This is a genomic window from Streptomyces sp. NPDC104202 (assembly GCF_055584185.1).
In genome coordinates, this window is sequence record NZ_JBVJMN010000069.1 from 1 (window position 1) to 16287 (window position 16287).

Here is a 16287-nt window from a genome sequence, read left to right on the forward strand (position 1 = left end):
GGGGGGAAGCCAAAGCCTGGGGGTTCCCTCTTTATTCGTCTTCGGTTAGCTGCCCCCCCCCCCCCCCCCCCCCCCCCCCCCTCTCTTCCCCCCCCCCCCCCCCCCCCGCTCGGCGTGCCCCTCCAGGCCCGCTACGCCGTCGTCGTCATCGCCCAGGACGCGCACGACCCGTCCTCGCCGCCCGACCCCGCGCCGCCCCTGGAGGCCCGCGGGCTCTGGTCGTACTGGCGGCCCCGCGAGGGGACCGTCGCCGGCCTGGTACGACTCAGGACGGACGGCCTGGAGACGCTGGAGGAGGTACTCCGCGCCCAGCGGGTGTGCCGGAGCGGCATCTCGCCGGCCTTCGAGCATCTCGCCGACGCCGCGCAAGGCGTACGTCTGGCCCGCCGGGCGCTCGACACGCTGCGGCCCGGCAGCGGACAGGTGGCCCGCCTGGAGGACCGGCTGATGCACGCCGCGCTCGGCGCGGAACCCGAGATCGCCGACCGTCTCACCGCCCACTACCTCGGCGGCGTGCTCCACGCCGGTGCCGAGCGCGACGTGCTGCTCGACACGCTGCGCGTGTGGCTGGACTCGGGCTGCTCCGCACCCGCCGCCGCGTCCGCGCTGTTCTGCCACCGCAACACCATCCTCAATCGCATCGGCCGCATCGCCGAACTGAGCGGCTGGCCCGCCGACTCCGGCGAGGCACGCCTGGGCTGGGCACTGGCGTTGAGAGCCCTGGAACTCGGCCGCTGACGCTGGGACTCGGCCCCGGAATCGGGCTCGGACTCGGACGCGGGCGGGGGCGAGGCGGCGGGCGCGGGCTCGGGCTCGGGCTCGGGCTCGGGCTCGGGCTCGGGCTCGGGCTCGGGCTCGGGCACGGACGAAGGAACGGCCCCCCGCCGCTCCTGACCGGGCCTTGGTCCGCTCCACGCCGGCCCTCGCCGCCCTGCCCTGCCGGCCCGTCGCTTCCCCCTGTCCGCCGTACCGGTCGGCAGCCGTGCCGTCGCCCACCTCGGGCACCTCCCCACTGGGCCCTTGCCCATGGCTCCCCCACCCGCAGGTGGCGGAAGCTGAGGCACCGCAGACCACAGCTCACGACCGTCGCCGACCGGCGACGCGGGCACCTGGCACGCCGTCACTCCGCCGGGCCCGGCCCCACCGACTCCTGCGTCCGGTCCATCGACTTGCCCTCTCCCGGCCCACAAGGCCCAGCGGCCTGCCGACCTCTCGTACGTCACCGGCTCCCACGCGTCAGCGGCTCCGCCGGCCCCCTCGCTCGTACCCACCCACGGAAAGGCCCCCACCCATGAAGGCACGTCTCCGCGCGCTCCTGGCCGTCACCGCGCTCTGCGCCGCCGCCCTGACGAGTCCCGCCGCCACAGCGGCGGCGGCCGACGAAGGCCCGCTCCAGTACGTCGCACTCGGCGACTCCTTCGCGGCGGCTCCCCTCGTCCTGCCGGCGGACCTCTCGAACCCCGCGTGCATCCGCTCCCTCTCCGGATACCCTCGTGTCGCCGCGGCGCTCCTGGGCGCCACGCTGACCGACGTCAGCTGCTCCGGCGCCACCGCCCGGCACCTGACGAGCCGCCAGCACCTGGGCACGGCACCCCAGTACGACGCCCTCTCCCCGCAGACCGACATCGTCAGCGTCACCATCGGCGGCAACGACACCGGCCTGTTCAACCTCGCCACCGGCTGCGTGAACCTGCTGCCCGAGCCGCTGGGGCGCAGCTGCGCCGCCACGCACACGGCGGGCGGGAAGGACACGTACGCGGCGGCCATCGCCGCCTGGGAGCCCGAGTTCGACACCGTCCTCGACACGATCGCCCGGCGCGCACCCCATGCCAAGATCTTCGTCGTCGGATACGGCATCTACTTCCGCCCCGGTGGCTGCTTCCCCGTCCAGCCGTTCTGGAGCCAGGACGCCGACTACGTCCAGGGCTCGGTCGACACGTTGGGCACCGTACTCCGCCGCGCAGCCGAACGGCACGGCGCCACCTTCGTGGACACCGCGACGCCCGGCGCCGGCCACGACTCCTGCGCCTCCCCGGCCGTCCGGTGGATCGAAGGCGCCGTCTCGGCGCGCGACGCCTTCCCGCTCCACCCCAACGCCATCGGCTCCTACGCCTACGGAACGGCCCTCGCGAACGCCGTCCGCACCGCCGCGGCCCCGCACTGACCGGCCGCGGGGCATGAGACCGGGCCCGGGCGGTGCAGACGTCCCGGCCCCACCGAGCCGCGCGCTCCGACCCGGTCCCTCCTCGTGCCGGCGCGGGCGACACCACGCACTGCGAGCCCACGGCACCAGGGATGCCCCGCCTCCGGAAGGCGCCGGGTAGCCTCCCTTGTCATGAGCAGTCAGTGCCGTGCGGCGACCAGGAAAGGGGGCCGGTGCCAGATCGAGGCCCGGCCTTCGGGGTTATGTCACACCCATGACCCGGTGGTGCGGTGCCGGGTGCCCAACGCCAAGGGCAAGCCGTGCGTGATCCCGTCCGGTGGCGGCCCGTGCGAGCGCCACCAGGGAGGACGACAGGCGTCGGTGCAGGAAGCACTCAAGGACGTAGCCCTCTTCGAACCGGCCGCCACGGAATCGCTGTTCGTCTTGGCGGAGGAGCCCGAGTCCCCGCCTGGAGAAGCGATATCGGCGGCCACGGCGGGACCGATACCACCAGCCGATCGCGATCCGCAGATCCCGCGGCTGAGCTTGGAATTCGTGGCCCGCACGTTCAACTGGAACTGAACACGAAGGCAGTCAGGGAGGACCCTCAGGCGCCGTCGTCGAAGCGGCCTGCCTCGACCTGGAGTGCGAGGGTCTGCAGCACCTCGAGCGAGGAGACGTCAGCGCGCCCCTCGTCGTGTGCGATGGCGAGACTGGTGAAGGCGAGGGTGAATCCCGAGACCATGGTGTGCAGCGACGGGCCGAGGGCGGTGGCCAGGAGGTGTGCGACCTCCTGTGGGGTGGCGTCGGCCGGGACCCTGATGGAGGGGAGCATCTCGTTCAACATATGCATGACCATGCGGGGTTCGAGCTCCGATGCCGGCTCGGGAGCGCCGTCGTAGTCCTCCTCCACGAATCGGCGGATCTCCTGGGCCTCCGTCAGGATGCCGATCACTCGCTTCAGGATCTCAGCTCGCTCCATCCCCGGAGCCTACCCAGGCCGGACGACCGGGCCACCCGCGCCGCGCTGTCCGGTAGGGGCGACCCCCGCCTTCGGCAAGGCACCCCCTAGGGTGTGCCGGTGATCTTCAAGAGGAAGCAGAAGGCTCCGGACCTCGCAGCCGCCGTGTCCCGGCTGGAAGAGGCGACGGCGGCTCAGGACGGCCGCCGCACCGAGCGCGCGTTCATCGCCGTCGTCGACGGCGTGCAGTCGGCGTCGGACCCTGAACGGGTCCTGGCGGGACCACGGCTGGCGGCGCTGCTCCCCGCGTTCCCACCCCACGGACCGCAGCCGATGCTGGCGATGGCGGCCGGGTTCTGCGTCGAGCACGGGGCGGATCCGATGGCCTGCGCGGAGCCGATCCTCGACGCGGTCCGTCGGGACCTGGTCGACGCCGTGGAATTCGCCCGCCGCTGGAACGCCACGGGATCGGCCGGAGCCGAGCTGCCGGAGCCGGACGAGAGGATCATCGACGACGCCCTGCTGGAGCGTCTGGGCGGCGACGCTTTCGAGGCCACGCGCCTGGCCCTGGCCTGGTGCGCGATCGAGCAGTGGCAGCCGCCCGCGCTGGCCGTGCTGTGCCGCAGCACCGAGGTGCGCCGTCGGTACGCGGCCGCCCTCCTTCCCGTCTGCCGCGAGCTGGCGGCTCTCCGGCGGCACGACCTGAAGTGCCTCGTCTACGCGCTGTCGGTGCTCGACGACGAGCAGCTCGTGGTGCTGCACCGGCCCACCGGCACCGGGTTCGAGATACGCATCGGGGGGATCGGTGACAACTTCCAGTTGCACACCCTGCTCGCCCACGTCCTCGTCGGCGGCGGGCACGTTCCCGGCGTCAGGCCGTCGGCGGAGAGCGTCCGCCTGGCCACCGACCCGGAGCCCGCCCGGGGGACCACGGGGACCGTGGTCACGGGGGCGTTCGAGCTCGTCGCCCCGGACGGCGCGCGGATCTGGAACGAAGGGCAGCCGGACGACATCCCGGTGGTCGAGGGGCGCCGCCTTCTCGTGCTCGACGAGCCGGCCTACCGGCGCAGCTGGAACGCCGACCGGTTCTTCCCGCACCTTCCCGGTACGGCCACGCTGACCCGGGTCCTGACCGCGGACGAGACGCGGAGCTGGTTCGCGCACATCGCCCCGGGCGGGGCGCCGGGCGGGTCCTGAGCCCGGCGGCCGTCCGCGGGGCGGATCGAGCCGGTACGGACTCCCGGTCAGTGTCAGACTGTCCGCCGGTCCAGGAGCCGGACCATGTCGTCCAACGCCGCCGCCATCTCCTCGCCCGACCCGAAGCGGTCGTCCGGGGACTTGGCGAGGGCTCGCAGCAGCAGCGCGTCCACCTCCGCCGGGATGCCGGGGGCGTGTGCCGAGGGCGGATCCGGCTGCTCTTTCACGTGCGCCTCGGCGACTCGGATCGGCGAGGCGTCGACGAACGGGGGCCTGCCGGCGAGCATTTCGTACAGGACGCAGCCGGTGGAGTAGAGGTCCGTCCGTGTGTCCACGGTGCCACCCAGCGCCGCCTCCGGGGAGAGGTACTGGGCTGTACCGATCACCGTCGCCGTGACACCGCCCGTCTGCCGCTGTGTGTCCGCGAGCGTCTGGGCGATGCCGAAGTCCATCACCTTGATCTCGCCCGTGAGCATGACCATGACGTTGGCGGGCTTGACGTCCCGGTGGACGATGCCGCCGGCATGGGAGTGGTCCAGGGCCCGCAGGAGGCTCGCCCCGACGAGGAGGACGTCCCGGAGGGGGAAGCGCACACCGGAGTCGAGCCAGTACCGCAGGGTTTTCCCGTACACCTTCTCCATGACGATGTACGGCACGAGAACCCCGTCGATGTCCTCCTCGCCGGTGTCGTGGACGGCCACGATGGAGGGGTGGTTCAGCGAGGCGGTGGACCGGGCTTCCTGACGGAACCGCGCCTGGAAGCCCGGGTCACGGGCGAGGTCCTGGCGGAGCAGCTTGATCGCCACGGCCCGGTCGAGCCGGTCGTCGTGCGCCTCTCTCACCTCGGCCATTCCACCGCGCCCCAGCAGCGCGCCCATGCGGTAGCGCGAGGCGAGGACCAGCGCACCGTCACGGCTCTGGGGCGCCGCCGCCGCGCCCGCCGGGAATCCGGAGCCCGGCCCCGGCACGTACGCGGTGTACGGAGACGTCGGGATGTGCCGCGCGTTGCGGACGAGCACCAGACCGCCGATCGACTCCCGGACCTGCCGCCGTGGGACGGGCCGCTTCCGCGCGACGAGTCGTCCCCTGACGTCACTGAACGCCCCGTCCAGCGTGACGAATTCGGGGCCGTCCTCGATTCCGTGCTTCAGGACGGTGATGAGCTGCTCGGTGAAGGCCGTGTACGGCTCGCCGGGCTGGGCGAGCGCCGCGGCCGTGGGAGCGGCGGAGCACATCAGGTACACGCCCTCGATCGCGGCCTGTCCGGCGAGGGTCTGCGCCGGGTCGGACATCGCCCCCATCGCCAGCCCGCTGAAGCAGCTGTCCAGGATGACGATCCGGCGTCTGGCCCGGGTCCTCAGGACGGCTTTGCGGACGGCCGAGTACGCCAGTGAGTCCTCGGGTGAGTCCACGTGCGAGTCGACCAGTCCGAGGTGGAGATCGAGGTCGTCCTCGTCCTGGAGGCCGTGCCCCGCGTAGTACACGATCAGCGTGTCGGTGGCCTCCTCCGCCGCCTGTCGCAGCGGTTTGAGCACCTCGCTGGGGGTCCGGGGATCGAGGATGACCGTGGCGTTCTCCGCGGGAATGCCGAGGTGTGCCGCACCGGTGACCAGGCTGTTCAGGCCCCACAGGTTGTTCGCCACCGCCGGCAGGTCGTGCAGGTGGGTGTAGCTCCCGGTACCCACCAGGACGGCCCGCGACCGCTCTCCCACGAGGAGGTCGGGCGCCTCCGGCATCAGGCCCCGTCCTCGCCCAGCGCCGCGAGGATCCTCGCGAGCTCGTCGGGGTCGGTCGTGTCGAGGGTGACCCGGCGCCCCCGGTGCTCGATCGTCACGGCCGGCGGCCGGGAGCGGCTGCCGCGCCAGGCCGCGTACGCGAGGGCGAGGTTGCCCAGCTGAAAGCCGCTGTCGACCACGAGCTGGACGACGTCGAAGGCGCCCCCCATCTCGCCGGGACCAGGCGGCGCCTGGGTCAGCCTGACGAGGGCCGACGTCCGGATGGCTTCGTCGTCGCGGAGCCAGCGGGCAAGGGACCGCAACTCCCGGTCGACGTCCTGCGCTTCCCCCGTGACCCTGATGCCGTACTCCCCCACCGCGCCCCCAAGCATCCGTCGCGCCCTGACGCATCGCAGCATAGGTCCACGATCAGCCCCCGGTCCCCGAACTCGCTCAAATGGGCTCTGACCTGCGAAGCTTGAGGCTCGGGCACCCGCGAAGCTCGCGCCCCGCGCGATCGGGGCCCACCCTTCGGTCCCGGGAGTGCGACTCACGACCACGCATCGAGGAGATCCGTGCCGCCACCCTTCGTCCACCGGATCACGAAATACGACCCGCCGACTGGGACGCGTCCGGGCACTACACCGGCACCGAGGACACGGAGAGCGATCACGGGCCCGTCGAGGCGGCGTACCTGGCGGCGATCGCCGCCTTCGCCGGAGCCTCGGGGATCGACCGGTGGGAGATCCGCGACCCCTCGGTCACGGGCCCCGTCCACTTCGGTCTGGAGCTGCCGGTGACGGGGCACGTCCTCGGCGCGCTCTTCCCGCCCGACCTCACCGGCTACCACGACGGGGCCGAGACCGGCGGAGAGGGGGTGGCGGAGCCGGCGGACGAGGGGATCTGGACGCGCGTGTGCGAAGCCGTCGCCTCACGGGGGCCCTGCTCCTCGAGGAGGCGTACCTCGGCAACGCGACCCGCTGGCATCGCCTCTCGCCGGGGAGCCTCGACCGGGCACGTGCCGGCCTCGGGCCGCGCGGCCTGCTGACCGTCTGGCCGGACCTGACCCCGGACGTCGGCGGGGTCATCGCCACGCTGCCCGAGGAGGAAGACGTGGAGTTCGTCTGGGAGGCGGACGACGGGACGATCGGCCACCTGGTCGTCTTCGAGACGAAGCGGGAGGTGCTGGCCGCGCACGTCGCCGGCGCCCGGGCGGCCTGTGCTCTTCCCCTGGGGAGGGAGGATCGCCACCCGCTGTTCTGCGGAGTCCTGCCGGACGATGACGGGGTGGTGCGCGCCCGGTGGTGACGCGGTGCGCGGGTCGATCTCGGACTCTCCCCGGCGTGGGTGACAGGGTGGCGGACTCACGGGTGCGAGGCCGAAGTGCCGCGAAGCACCCCGAACCGCTCTCAGAACCTACGCAGTTCGCTCACACGACGGCACGTGGTGCGGCGAAGATGTCCGGTTCTCCTCCCGCTTCGTCGCAAAATGACACCAGAGCGCCTGGATCACCGAAAAAGCCCGAAAAGAGCCGTGACAGGACCAGGGCCCGGCCTTCGGCGGGGCCGCGCGGCCGACGAGGGAGGCGCCTCCGCGAACGGCGGCCTCCGCCGGTCCGAGCCCCTGACGGACACAGCGCCGGGAACAGACGTGCGTCAATCTCATGACCGTCGATTCATCGTTCTGGTGGCGGGTGGATGCCAGAAGGCCGTGCCATCCGGTCAGTGCGGAAGGGGCGGGGGTGAGGGCGGGGACGGGAGAGACGAGCGGGGGTGCCGGAGGGAGGTGGCGTGGGGTGGCGGTGCCGTAGCGGTCGGGGGGCGGTGCGGGTAAACCCGACGGGCGGAGGTGGCCGGGACCGCTCCGGGGGCGCTGTACCGGGCGCGGCGGGGACGGTGAGCTACGGGCGTTCCGGGCTCACGTCCCGCTGTACGGGGACGGCGGGCCCCACGCGCACCGTCGAACGATCGGAGATGTCACCATGAGCACACCTCCTTCCGTCCCGCTTCGGGTCGCTCTCGTGAACGGGAGCTTCGAGCAGCCGGCCGTGACCGACATGGCGTTTCTGCCGGACGCGTCGCAGACACAGGCGCCGCGGCACGTCCCGGGGTGGCTGACCACGGCGACCGACCACATGGTCGAGCTGTGGCATTCGGGATTCAACGGCGTGCCGTCCGCGGAGGGCGAGCAGTTCGCGGAGCTGAACGCCAATCAGGTGTCCACGCTCTACCAGGACTTGCCGACCACGCCGGGCACGAAGCTGTACTGGCGGCTCTACCACCGGGGCCGGCAGGGGCAGGACACCATGGCGCTGGACATCGGGGCGCCGGGGAGCGTGGTGGAGCAGCGTTCCTTCACCGACGGGAACACGGCGTGGGGGTACTACACGGGCACGTACACGGTGCCGGCCGGGCAGGGCACGACGCGCTTCGCCTTCCGCTCGGTGTCGGCGGCCGGGGGAAACCGGGGCATCGGCAACTTCCTGGACGGGGTGTTCTTCGGTACGGCGCCGCTGGTGGTGCTGACCAAGACCGCCGTGCCGGAAGGGCCGTTGGACGTCGGGGACGTCGTCACGTACCGGATCACGGCCAGGAACGAGGGGGGTGGGGCCGCCGAGCGCCTGACGGTGACGGACGTGCTGCCGCCGGGGACGACGTACGTACCCGGTTCGCTCCGGGTCATCGACGGTCCGAACGCCGGCGTGAAGAGCGACCGGGCGGGTGACGACCAGGCGGCGTACGACGCCGCGAGCGACACGGTCGTCTTCCGGCTCGGGACGGGAGCCTCGGCGTCGCAGGGCGGCAGTCTGGCCAACACGGCCTCGCTTCCGGAGGGGACGACCGTCGAGTACCGGGTGACCCTCGGGCTGGAGACGGCGGGCACGCGGGTGGTGAACACCGCCGTCGCCGCCTACGAGAACCGGCTGGGTGACGCCCCCGAGCCGCTGACGTCCACGTCCGACGAGGCCGTGACCGAGGTGCGGCCGGCGGCGGACCTGGACGTGACCAAGGCGGCCGACGTGACGTCCGTGACCGTCGGTCAGACGGTGACCTACCGGCTGACCGTCCACAACGCCGGTCCCAGTCCGGCGACGGGGGTGTCGGTCGCCGACCGGCTCCCGAACGGACTCGTCTTCCTGTCCGCCGACGCGAGCGCCGGTGCCTACGTCCCGGAGACCGGGCAGTGGTCCGTCGGCGGACTGGCCGTCGGGGCCCGCGCCACCCTGACCCTGCGGGCGAAGGCCACCAGGGCCGCCCGGCTGACCAACACGGCCACCGTCACGGGGGCGGAGAAGGACCCCGACCCGTCCGACAACACCGACTCCGTGACCGTCTGCGTGGAGCCCGCGCCGACGTGCTGCGCCCCCTGCGTGCCCCGTTCCTGAGAACACCGGGGGCTGAGCGGCGGACAGTCAGGTGAGCGGCGGCCGTTCCGCCGGTGCGGCTCGGCCGCCGCTCAGCCCCCGGCTCCCGTCGCGTGGGGGCGGGTACGGCTCTCCGTTCCCGGCGCCGGGGGGCCGGGTACGGCTCCGTCAGGTGCGGGGCGGAGCCGTCTCGGACGTGCCGGACGCCTCGGCGGGGGCCGTCGAGAGGGGCTCGGCGATGTCCTCCAGGGAGCGGCGTTCGGCCTTGACCGCGAGGAAGGCCGCGACGAGTCCGGCGGCGCACATGAGGCCGGCGCCGATCTGGAAGGCGAGGACGGTCTCCGACGGGATGCCGGACTCGGTGAGCTTGGCGAAGATCAGCGGGCCGCTGATGCCGCCGGCCGCGGTGCCGATCGCGTAGAAGAAGGCGATGGCCATGGCGCGGGTCTCCATCGGGAAGACCTCGGAGACGGTGAGGTAGGCGCTCGACGCGCCGGCCGAGGCGAAGAACAGCACGACGCACCAGCAGGCCGTGAGCGTGGTGGCGCTGAGCACGCCGCTGCCGAACAGCCATGCCGTGCCGAAGAGCAGGACGCCGGAGAGGAGGTAGGTGGACGAGATCATGACGCGGCGGCCGACGGTGTCGAAGAGCCGGCCGAGGAACAGCGGGCCGAGGAAGTTGCCCGCGGCGATGACGGCGAAGTAGTAGCCCGTCTGCCCGGTGGGCACGTCGAAGAAGGTCGAGAGGATGGTGCCGAAGCCGAAGGTGATCGCGTTGTAGAGGAACGCCTGGCCGATGAAGAGGGAGAGGCCGAGGACGGCGCGGCGCGGGTAGCGGCGGAAGACGGTCTTCGCGATGAGTCCGAAGCCGATGCTGCGGCGCTGGTGGATGGTGATCTCGCCCGCGGGCTCCGGCAGCGGGCGGCCGTGCTCCTCCTCGACCTCGCGCTCGACGGTGGAGACGAGTTTCTCCGCCTCCTCGCCGCGTCCGTGGATGAACTGCCATCGTGGGCTCTCGGGGACGTGCCGTCGGACCAGCAGGATCACCAGACCAAGCACGACGCCTAGGGCGAAGCTGAGCCGCCAGCCCATGTCGAGGGCGAAGATGTCGGTGTCCAGCATCACGATGGAGAGCAGGGCTCCGCCGATGGCGCCGAGCCAGTAGCTGCCGTTGATGATGAGGTCGACCCGGCCGCGGTAGAGGGAGGGGATCAGCTCGTCGATCGCCGAGTTGATGGCCGCGTACTCGCCGCCGATCCCGAATCCGGTCAGGAAGCGGAAGAGGAAGAACCACCAGGATTCCATCGACAGGGCGGTGAGGGCCGTGGCTCCCAGGTAGACGGCCAGCGTCACCATGAACAGCTTCTTGCGACCGTAGCGGTCGGTCAGCCAGCCGAAGAAGAGGGCTCCGGAGCAGGCGCCGGCGACGTACAGGGCGGCGGCCGTTCCGGTCACCTGGGCGGCGGTGATGTCGAGGCCGCTGCCGCTCTCGGCGAGCCGGCCGGCGATGTTGCCGACGATGGTGACTTCGAGGCCGTCCAGGATCCAGACGGTCCCGAGGCCGATCACGATCATCCAGTGCCAGCGCGACCAGGGCAGGCGGTCCAGTCGGGCCGGGACGGCCGTGGTCACGGTTCCTGTGGCTGCGGGTACGGACGTGTCCCGCGTCGTGTCTTCGGTCATGACTCCCTCTCCTCGGGCGCCTTACTGCGGCTGCCCCGCTGCGGTGGGGTCATGCCTGCGGAGATCCGGACGCCGTCTCCGGTACGGCCGTACGCGGGGGCCGCCGGCACCCGCGCTCGCCCGGGTCGCGGCAGGTCACGGGCGCGGGACCGGGCTGCGGTGAGGGCCGTCCGCGGGACGCACGGCCGGTTGTAGGGTGTCCGCCATGCCCTGCGTACTCGTGGTCGAAGACGACCCCAGCATCCGTGCCTCGCTGATGGAGATCCTCGCGGAGCACGGCCATGCGGTGCGCAGCACGGGCGACGGGTTCGGCGCGCTGCGCGAGGTCGCGCAGGGCGCGCTGGACGCGGTGGTGCTCGACCTCGGGCTGCCGGATCTCGACGGCGGCGACGCGCTGCGGATGATCCGCGGCATCTCGAACGTGCCCGTGGTGGTCGCGACCGCCCGCGACGACGAGAGCGAGATCGTCAAGCTCCTCAACGCGGGCGCCGACGACTACCTGGTCAAGCCGTTCTCCGGGGCGCAGCTCCTGGCCCGGCTCTCTGCGGTGCTGCGGCGGACCGCCGTCCCCGCCGCCGTCGCCGGGCAGGCTCCGCCCGCCGATCCGTCGGGTGCGGTGACGGTCGGGGAGCTGACCGTGGACCCGCCGGCGCGCTCGGCGTATCTGGCGGGGCGTGAACTGGTCCTCACGCGGCGGGAGTTCGACCTGCTGGCCTTTCTGGCCCGGCACGCCGGCACGGTGGTGTCCCGGCGCCGGCTGCTCGCTGAGGTCTGGCAGGAGGCATACATCGAGGACCAGACCATCGACGTGCACGTGTCCGCCCTGCGCCGCAAGCTCGGCGAGCGGGCCTCGGCCCCGCGCTATCTGCGCACCGTGCGCGGGGTGGGCATCAAGCTGGTGGCGCCGCACTGAGGGGGGCGCTCACTCCTGGGAGGACGGCGTGCCGAAGTCCTGGGTCCACCAGGGGCCGCCGTCGGAGCTGACGCCGACGCCGATCTCGATGAAACCGCAGTCGAGGATGTTGGCCCGGTGTCCGGGGCTGTGCATCCAGGCGTCCATGACGGCGGCGGCGTCGTCCTGTCCCTTGGCGATGTTCTCGCCGGACCGTGACCAGGTGTAGCCGGCCGCCTCGATGCGGTCCTGCGGCTGGGAGCCGTCGGTTCCCGTGTGGGAGAAGTTGCCGGTGGCGGCCATGGCGTCGGTGTAGTCCTGGGCCGCCTCGGTGAGGTCCGCGTCGACGGTCAGGGCCTCGCAGCCGGCCGCGGCACGCTCGGCGTTCACGAGGCGGACGACCTCCTGGGCCTCGCTGCCGCCCGCCGGGCGCGTCCCGCCGTCGGGGGCGGTGGCCGGCGGTTTCCCGGTGGCCGGAGGCGCGGGCCTGGGCTTGTGCGGGCGGGGTGCCGCGGAGGGTCTCGCCGCCTGGGCGGTGACCGAGGGCGGCGGGGTCGCCGTGGGCGGCGTCGACGGGGCGGAGGCGGTCGTAGGCGTGCGCGGGGCGACGGACGGGGCCGTCGGGGCGGGCGGCGGCGTGGTGGTCGCGGTCGGGTCGGGCGAGCCGCTGCCGAGGGTGGCGGTGTCGGCCATGTCGTGCGCGGAGCCGACGAGTTCGGTGCCCGCCAGGCAGACGGCGGCGACGGCCAGGGTGCCGATGCCCGCCACGGCGGCCCTGAAGCGGGGGCGGCGCGGGGCTCGGTGACCACGGCGTCCGTGGGCGGCTCGGGGACTCATCTCGGGTTCCTCCAGGAGGGGTACGGGCGGGGTGGGGAGCCCGGCGGAAGCGGCCCGGGGCCGTTTCGGGCGGGGTGGGCCGCACGCGGCGGCGAAGGTCCGCCGGAGGCCGTGTGACGGGAGCGTAGGCGTGCCGGAGCTGCGAGGACGCCGTCTGAGGGATGCGCTCAGGCAGACCTAAGCAACGGCTCAGGTTCGGTACCGGCGCGGGACAGGTCCCCAGGTGGGGGGCGCCGGTCGCGGCGGCTCCGCGGGGAAGGGCGGGGCTGCTCCGTGCGAGGGCGGGGTGGGTGCCGGCATGGGCGTCGGCCACACTGATCCGGTGCCACGCCTCCTGCGCTATCTCCTCATATGGCTGTCGTGCACCGCGGCCAGCGTCACCGCGGTGATGCTGACGGTGTACTTCGTCATCGGCCTGACCCGACCGACCCCGCCCGCCGCGCGGTCGGTCCAGGCGGTGTACCCCTCCCCGTCCGTACGCGTCGGGGTGCCGGCCTCGTCCGTCGCCACCGCCCCGAAGACGCCCGCCACCACGCCCGCGCCCTCCTCGGCTCCGCCGCCGGCCCCGCGTACGCCCTCGCCGTCTCCCTCGGCCACCCGGGCGCCCGTCACCTCCACGCCCCGGCTCTCGGCTCCGAAGTGCACCGGGGGACCCGGGCTGCACACCGTTCCGTCCGAGGGGGGCAAGGTCACCGTCCAGTACGGCCGCGACAGCGTGTGCTTCGTCTCCGCCGTGCCCGATCCGGGGTTCCGCACGAGCACCAGCCAGAGCGATCCCGGCACCCTGGTGGTCGTCTTCACCAGCGACGACCACCGTTCGCAGATCACGGCGACCGTCGTGCCCACGGCGCAGGCCGGCGTGCGCGAGACCCGGCTGTGAGTCCTCGGGCCCTGCGGCGCCCGGGCGGAGAACCCCTGGTGGCGGGCTCGTGACCGCGAACCTGTGCAGTTCCTTAAGCGTGCCTGATGGGTGGCCTCAGGACGCCCCGGGACGTCTCTCCCGCCCCTAGGCTCACGGTCGGTCAGGACGATCGCTCCGGACCCGGCGGACAGGACGCCGGGCCGCGTCCTGGTCCCGCTCCGGCACCGGCCGCTTCCAGGCCCCCGGAGAGCTCACCGACTCAAGGGGTTGATCCGTCATGGCCGCACACCGGCGCAGACAACGCACCGCCGGCCTCCAGGGCCTCGTCCGCCTCTCGGCCGTCTCCCTCACGGTCGCCTCCGCGGCCGTCGCCACGGCCTGCGGGGTCGGCGGCTCGAAGAACGACGCGGCACAGAACGTGTCCGTGGCGGCGGTCCCCGACCTGCCCGGCGACCGGAGCACCGGCGACCCGGAACCCATGGAGGCGGCGACGTCGTCCGCCCCTCCCACCACCGCCCCGAGATCGGTTCCGCCGACGTCCCGCCCGGCGCCCTCCACGTCCTCCCTGGTGGCCAAGCGGCCCGCGGCGACGACCGAGGCGGCGCCGCGCCCCGCCAGGACGACGGCCGCCCCCGCCCCGGCCACGCCGGCCCCGAAGAAGAGCGCTCCGGTGTCCGGCGATTCGGGCTTCACCAGCGGATACCCGACCGGGGCGGACGCCCGTGGGGCCGTCAGGGCGGCGGTCGCCGCCGCCAAGGCCGACGGCAAGAAGGTGCTGATCGACTTCGGCGCGAACTGGTGCGGCAACTGCAAGGCCGCCGACCGGGTCTTCGCCACGAGCGGCGTCGGGGCGCTCCTGGACGCCTCGTACCACGTGGTCAAGGTCGACATCGGCAGCCAGGACTCCGCCGCCTTCGACCTCCTGCGCGACTACTGCACCGGCGAGGGCGCGTACAAGATGCCGGTGCTGGTCGTCCTCGACGGCAACGGCAAGGTCGTCACCGAGACGCACTCGACCGGCAATCCCGAGCTGAGCGAGTCCGGCCTCGGGGCGTTCCTGCGGAAGTGGGCCTGATGACGGCCCGCGGCCACGGACGCGGCGCGTCGGCGGCCGCCGTGCTCCTCCTCCTCGCCCTCGCGGCCACCGGGTGCGACGCCGCCGCGGCCGGGCCGGGCGGCGGCGCGCCGGGGGCCGGCACCGCCGAGACCGCGACGGTCCTGCCGGTCGCCGAACGCCCCGCCGCACCCGACACCTCGGGCCGGGGCCTCGCGGGCGAGGAGCTGGCGCTGCGCTCGTACCGCGGCAAGGTCGTCGTCCTGAACGTGTGGGGCTCCTGGTGTGCCCCCTGCCGCGCCGAGGCCGCCGACCTGGAGGCGCTGCGCGTCGCGGCGGCGCCGCGCGGGGTGGAGCTCCTGGGCGTCGATGTCCGTGACCGTTCCACCGGACCGGCCCGGGAGTTCGAGCGGACCTACGGACTTCGGTACCCGAGCATCCATGATCCCGACGGGAAGCTGCTACTGGCCTTCCCGCCCGCGCTGCTCAACCCGCAGGCCATCCCGTCCACCCTGGTCGTCGACCGGCAGGGGCGGATCGCCGTCGCCGTCTCCGGTCCCGTCACCCGCGCGCTGCTGGAGCCCCTCGTGGAGCAGGTCGCCGGGGAGGACGCGTGACCGGCCCCGCCTGGACGGAGCTCGCCTCCGGGCCGGCCGCCGGCGCGGTGTCGGGCACCCTGCTCCTCGCCGTGCCGGTGGCCGTCGCCGCGGGCCTGGTGTCCTTCCTCTCCCCGTGCGTCCTGCCGCTCGTCCCCGGCTACCTGTCGTACGTCACCAGCCTGTCGGTGTCCGACCTCGCCGAGGCGGACGGCGGCCGGCGCGGGCGGATGGTCGCCGGAGCGGCCCTGTTCGTCCTGGGATTCAGCGGCGTCCTGGTGTCGGGCGGCGCCCTGTTCGGTTTCGTGGGGCGGAACCTGCTCGCCCACCAGGACGGCATCACGCTGGTCCTCGGCCTGTTCACCATCGTCATGGGCCTGGCGTTCGCGGGCTGGCTGCCCGGCTTCACCCAGCGCGAGCTGCGCAGCAGCCGCCGCCCCTCCTTCGGCCTGGCCGGCGCGCCCCTCCGGGGCATCGTCTTCGGCGTGGGCTGGACCCCCTGCATCGGCCCGACCCTGGCCGCCGTCCAGGCCCTGGCCTGGAACGAGGCCAGCGCCGGGCGGGGCGCCCTCCTCATGATCTGCTACTGCGTGGGGCTCGGGGCGCCCTTCCTGCTCACCGCGCTCGCCTTCCAGCGGGCCCTGCGCGCCTTCCGCTGGGTCAGGAACCACCACGGGACCGTCATGCGGGCCGGCGGCGCACTCCTCGTCCTCGTCGGCGTCCTGCTGGTCACCGGGCTCTGGTCCGACCTGGTGTACGCGCTGCAGGTACGGCTGCAGGGGACGACCGCGGCCCTGTAGGCCGGCCGTACCGCAGCGCCACGCAGTCCGCCCCGTCCCCGGCGCCACGCGGCACCCCGCATCGAGGTGCCGCGCAGCCACCTCGTCCCGAACTGCCGCACCGCGCGCCGCCCCGAGCACACCGGTACCGCCCCCGGCCGGCGCCGCCCCCTCCTCTCTCCGCAACCCGAGAAAGACGAAGTA

Annotated in this window: 16 protein-coding genes; 11 read left to right on the top strand and 5 right to left on the bottom strand. The window is 73.3% G+C overall.

The features are described 5' to 3' along the window. Window positions 1–114 precede the first annotated feature (114 nt). The 3 genes from ACZ60W_RS31895 to ACZ60W_RS31905 all read left to right on the top strand — a co-directional run bounded on the left by ACZ60W_RS31895 (window position 115) and on the right by ACZ60W_RS31905 (window position 2725). Complete coding sequence (locus ACZ60W_RS31895) at window positions 115–738, top strand: helix-turn-helix domain-containing protein (protein WP_469758877.1); 624 nt, start codon at window positions 115–117, stop codon at window positions 736–738. A 553-nt stretch (window positions 739–1291) separates the two neighbouring features. Next, complete coding sequence (locus tag ACZ60W_RS31900; RefSeq protein ID WP_469758878.1) at window positions 1292–2164, top strand: SGNH/GDSL hydrolase family protein; 873 nt, start codon at window positions 1292–1294, stop codon at window positions 2162–2164. A gap of 276 nt (window positions 2165–2440) precedes the next feature. After that, entirely contained in the window at window positions 2441–2725 is a 285-nt protein-coding gene (locus tag ACZ60W_RS31905; protein ID WP_469758879.1) for a hypothetical protein, read from the top strand. Window positions 2726–2750: 25 nt separating this feature from the next. On the opposite strand, the gene ACZ60W_RS31910 is transcribed toward ACZ60W_RS31905, so the two are convergent. Then, window positions 2751–3125: a hypothetical protein gene (locus ACZ60W_RS31910; protein ID WP_469758880.1), complete on the bottom strand. Its 375-nt coding sequence runs from the start codon at window positions 3123–3125 to the stop codon at window positions 2751–2753. A 99-nt stretch (window positions 3126–3224) separates the two neighbouring features. Between ACZ60W_RS31910 and ACZ60W_RS31915 the strand changes: the two genes are divergently transcribed. Further along, window positions 3225–4301 (top strand): hypothetical protein, encoded by a 1077-nt coding sequence (locus ACZ60W_RS31915; protein ID WP_469758881.1) that lies wholly within the window; start codon window positions 3225–3227, stop codon window positions 4299–4301. Window positions 4302–4354: 53 nt separating this feature from the next. On the opposite strand, the gene ACZ60W_RS31920 is transcribed toward ACZ60W_RS31915, so the two are convergent. Together ACZ60W_RS31920 and ACZ60W_RS31925 are read right to left on the bottom strand one after the other, a co-directional pair. Beyond that, on the bottom strand, window positions 4355–6037 hold the full coding sequence (locus ACZ60W_RS31920) for a caspase, EACC1-associated type (protein WP_469758882.1): 1683 nt from the start codon (window positions 6035–6037) through the stop codon (window positions 4355–4357). After that, window positions 6037–6435 (bottom strand): effector-associated constant component EACC1, encoded by a 399-nt coding sequence (locus ACZ60W_RS31925; RefSeq protein ID WP_469758883.1) that lies wholly within the window; start codon window positions 6433–6435, stop codon window positions 6037–6039. Before ACZ60W_RS31925 ends, ACZ60W_RS31920 begins: the two co-directional genes overlap by 1 nt. A gap of 496 nt (window positions 6436–6931) precedes the next feature. Between ACZ60W_RS31925 and ACZ60W_RS31930 the strand changes: the two genes are divergently transcribed. Together ACZ60W_RS31930 and ACZ60W_RS31935 are read left to right on the top strand one after the other, a co-directional pair. Next, window positions 6932–7324, top strand: coding sequence for a hypothetical protein (locus tag ACZ60W_RS31930; RefSeq protein ID WP_469758884.1), 393 nt, complete (start codon window positions 6932–6934; stop codon window positions 7322–7324). A 673-nt stretch (window positions 7325–7997) separates the two neighbouring features. Then, window positions 7998–9401, top strand: a complete 1404-nt coding sequence (locus ACZ60W_RS31935) for a DUF7507 domain-containing protein (protein WP_469758885.1) — start codon at window positions 7998–8000, stop codon at window positions 9399–9401. Window positions 9402–9548: 147 nt separating this feature from the next. On the opposite strand, the gene ACZ60W_RS31940 is transcribed toward ACZ60W_RS31935, so the two are convergent. Next, a complete protein-coding gene (locus ACZ60W_RS31940) occupies window positions 9549–11063 on the bottom strand; it encodes an MFS transporter (RefSeq protein WP_469758886.1) in 1515 nt (504 codons plus the stop codon). A gap of 205 nt (window positions 11064–11268) precedes the next feature. On the opposite strand from ACZ60W_RS31940, the gene ACZ60W_RS31945 reads away from it, so the two are divergent. Continuing rightward, window positions 11269–11976, top strand: a complete 708-nt coding sequence (locus ACZ60W_RS31945; protein ID WP_469758887.1) for a response regulator transcription factor — start codon at window positions 11269–11271, stop codon at window positions 11974–11976. A gap of 9 nt (window positions 11977–11985) precedes the next feature. Here ACZ60W_RS31945 and ACZ60W_RS31950 read toward each other — a convergent pair whose 3' ends face one another. Beyond that, the gene (locus ACZ60W_RS31950) at window positions 11986–12792 is read right to left on the bottom strand and encodes a CAP domain-containing protein (protein ID WP_469758888.1); all 807 of its coding nucleotides are present in this window, start codon (window positions 12790–12792) and stop codon (window positions 11986–11988) included. Between the two features lie 322 nt (window positions 12793–13114). Between ACZ60W_RS31950 and ACZ60W_RS31955 the strand changes: the two genes are divergently transcribed. The 4 genes from ACZ60W_RS31955 (at window position 13115) to ACZ60W_RS31970 (ending at window position 16104) form a co-directional block, all read left to right on the top strand. Then, window positions 13115–13672: a hypothetical protein gene (locus ACZ60W_RS31955; RefSeq protein WP_469758889.1), complete on the top strand. Its 558-nt coding sequence runs from the start codon at window positions 13115–13117 to the stop codon at window positions 13670–13672. A gap of 259 nt (window positions 13673–13931) precedes the next feature. After that, window positions 13932–14729 carry a thioredoxin family protein gene (locus tag ACZ60W_RS31960; RefSeq protein WP_469758890.1) on the top strand — a complete coding sequence of 266 codons (798 nt, stop codon included), beginning with the start codon at window positions 13932–13934 and terminating at the stop codon, window positions 14727–14729. Beyond that, complete coding sequence (locus tag ACZ60W_RS31965) at window positions 14729–15325, top strand: TlpA family protein disulfide reductase (RefSeq protein WP_469758891.1); 597 nt, start codon at window positions 14729–14731, stop codon at window positions 15323–15325. The genes ACZ60W_RS31960 and ACZ60W_RS31965 overlap by 1 nt, the downstream gene beginning before the upstream one ends. Then, a complete protein-coding gene (locus ACZ60W_RS31970; protein WP_469758892.1) occupies window positions 15322–16104 on the top strand; it encodes a cytochrome c biogenesis CcdA family protein in 783 nt (260 codons plus the stop codon). The genes ACZ60W_RS31965 and ACZ60W_RS31970 overlap by 4 nt, the downstream gene beginning before the upstream one ends. Window positions 16105–16287: the final 183 nt, after the last annotated feature.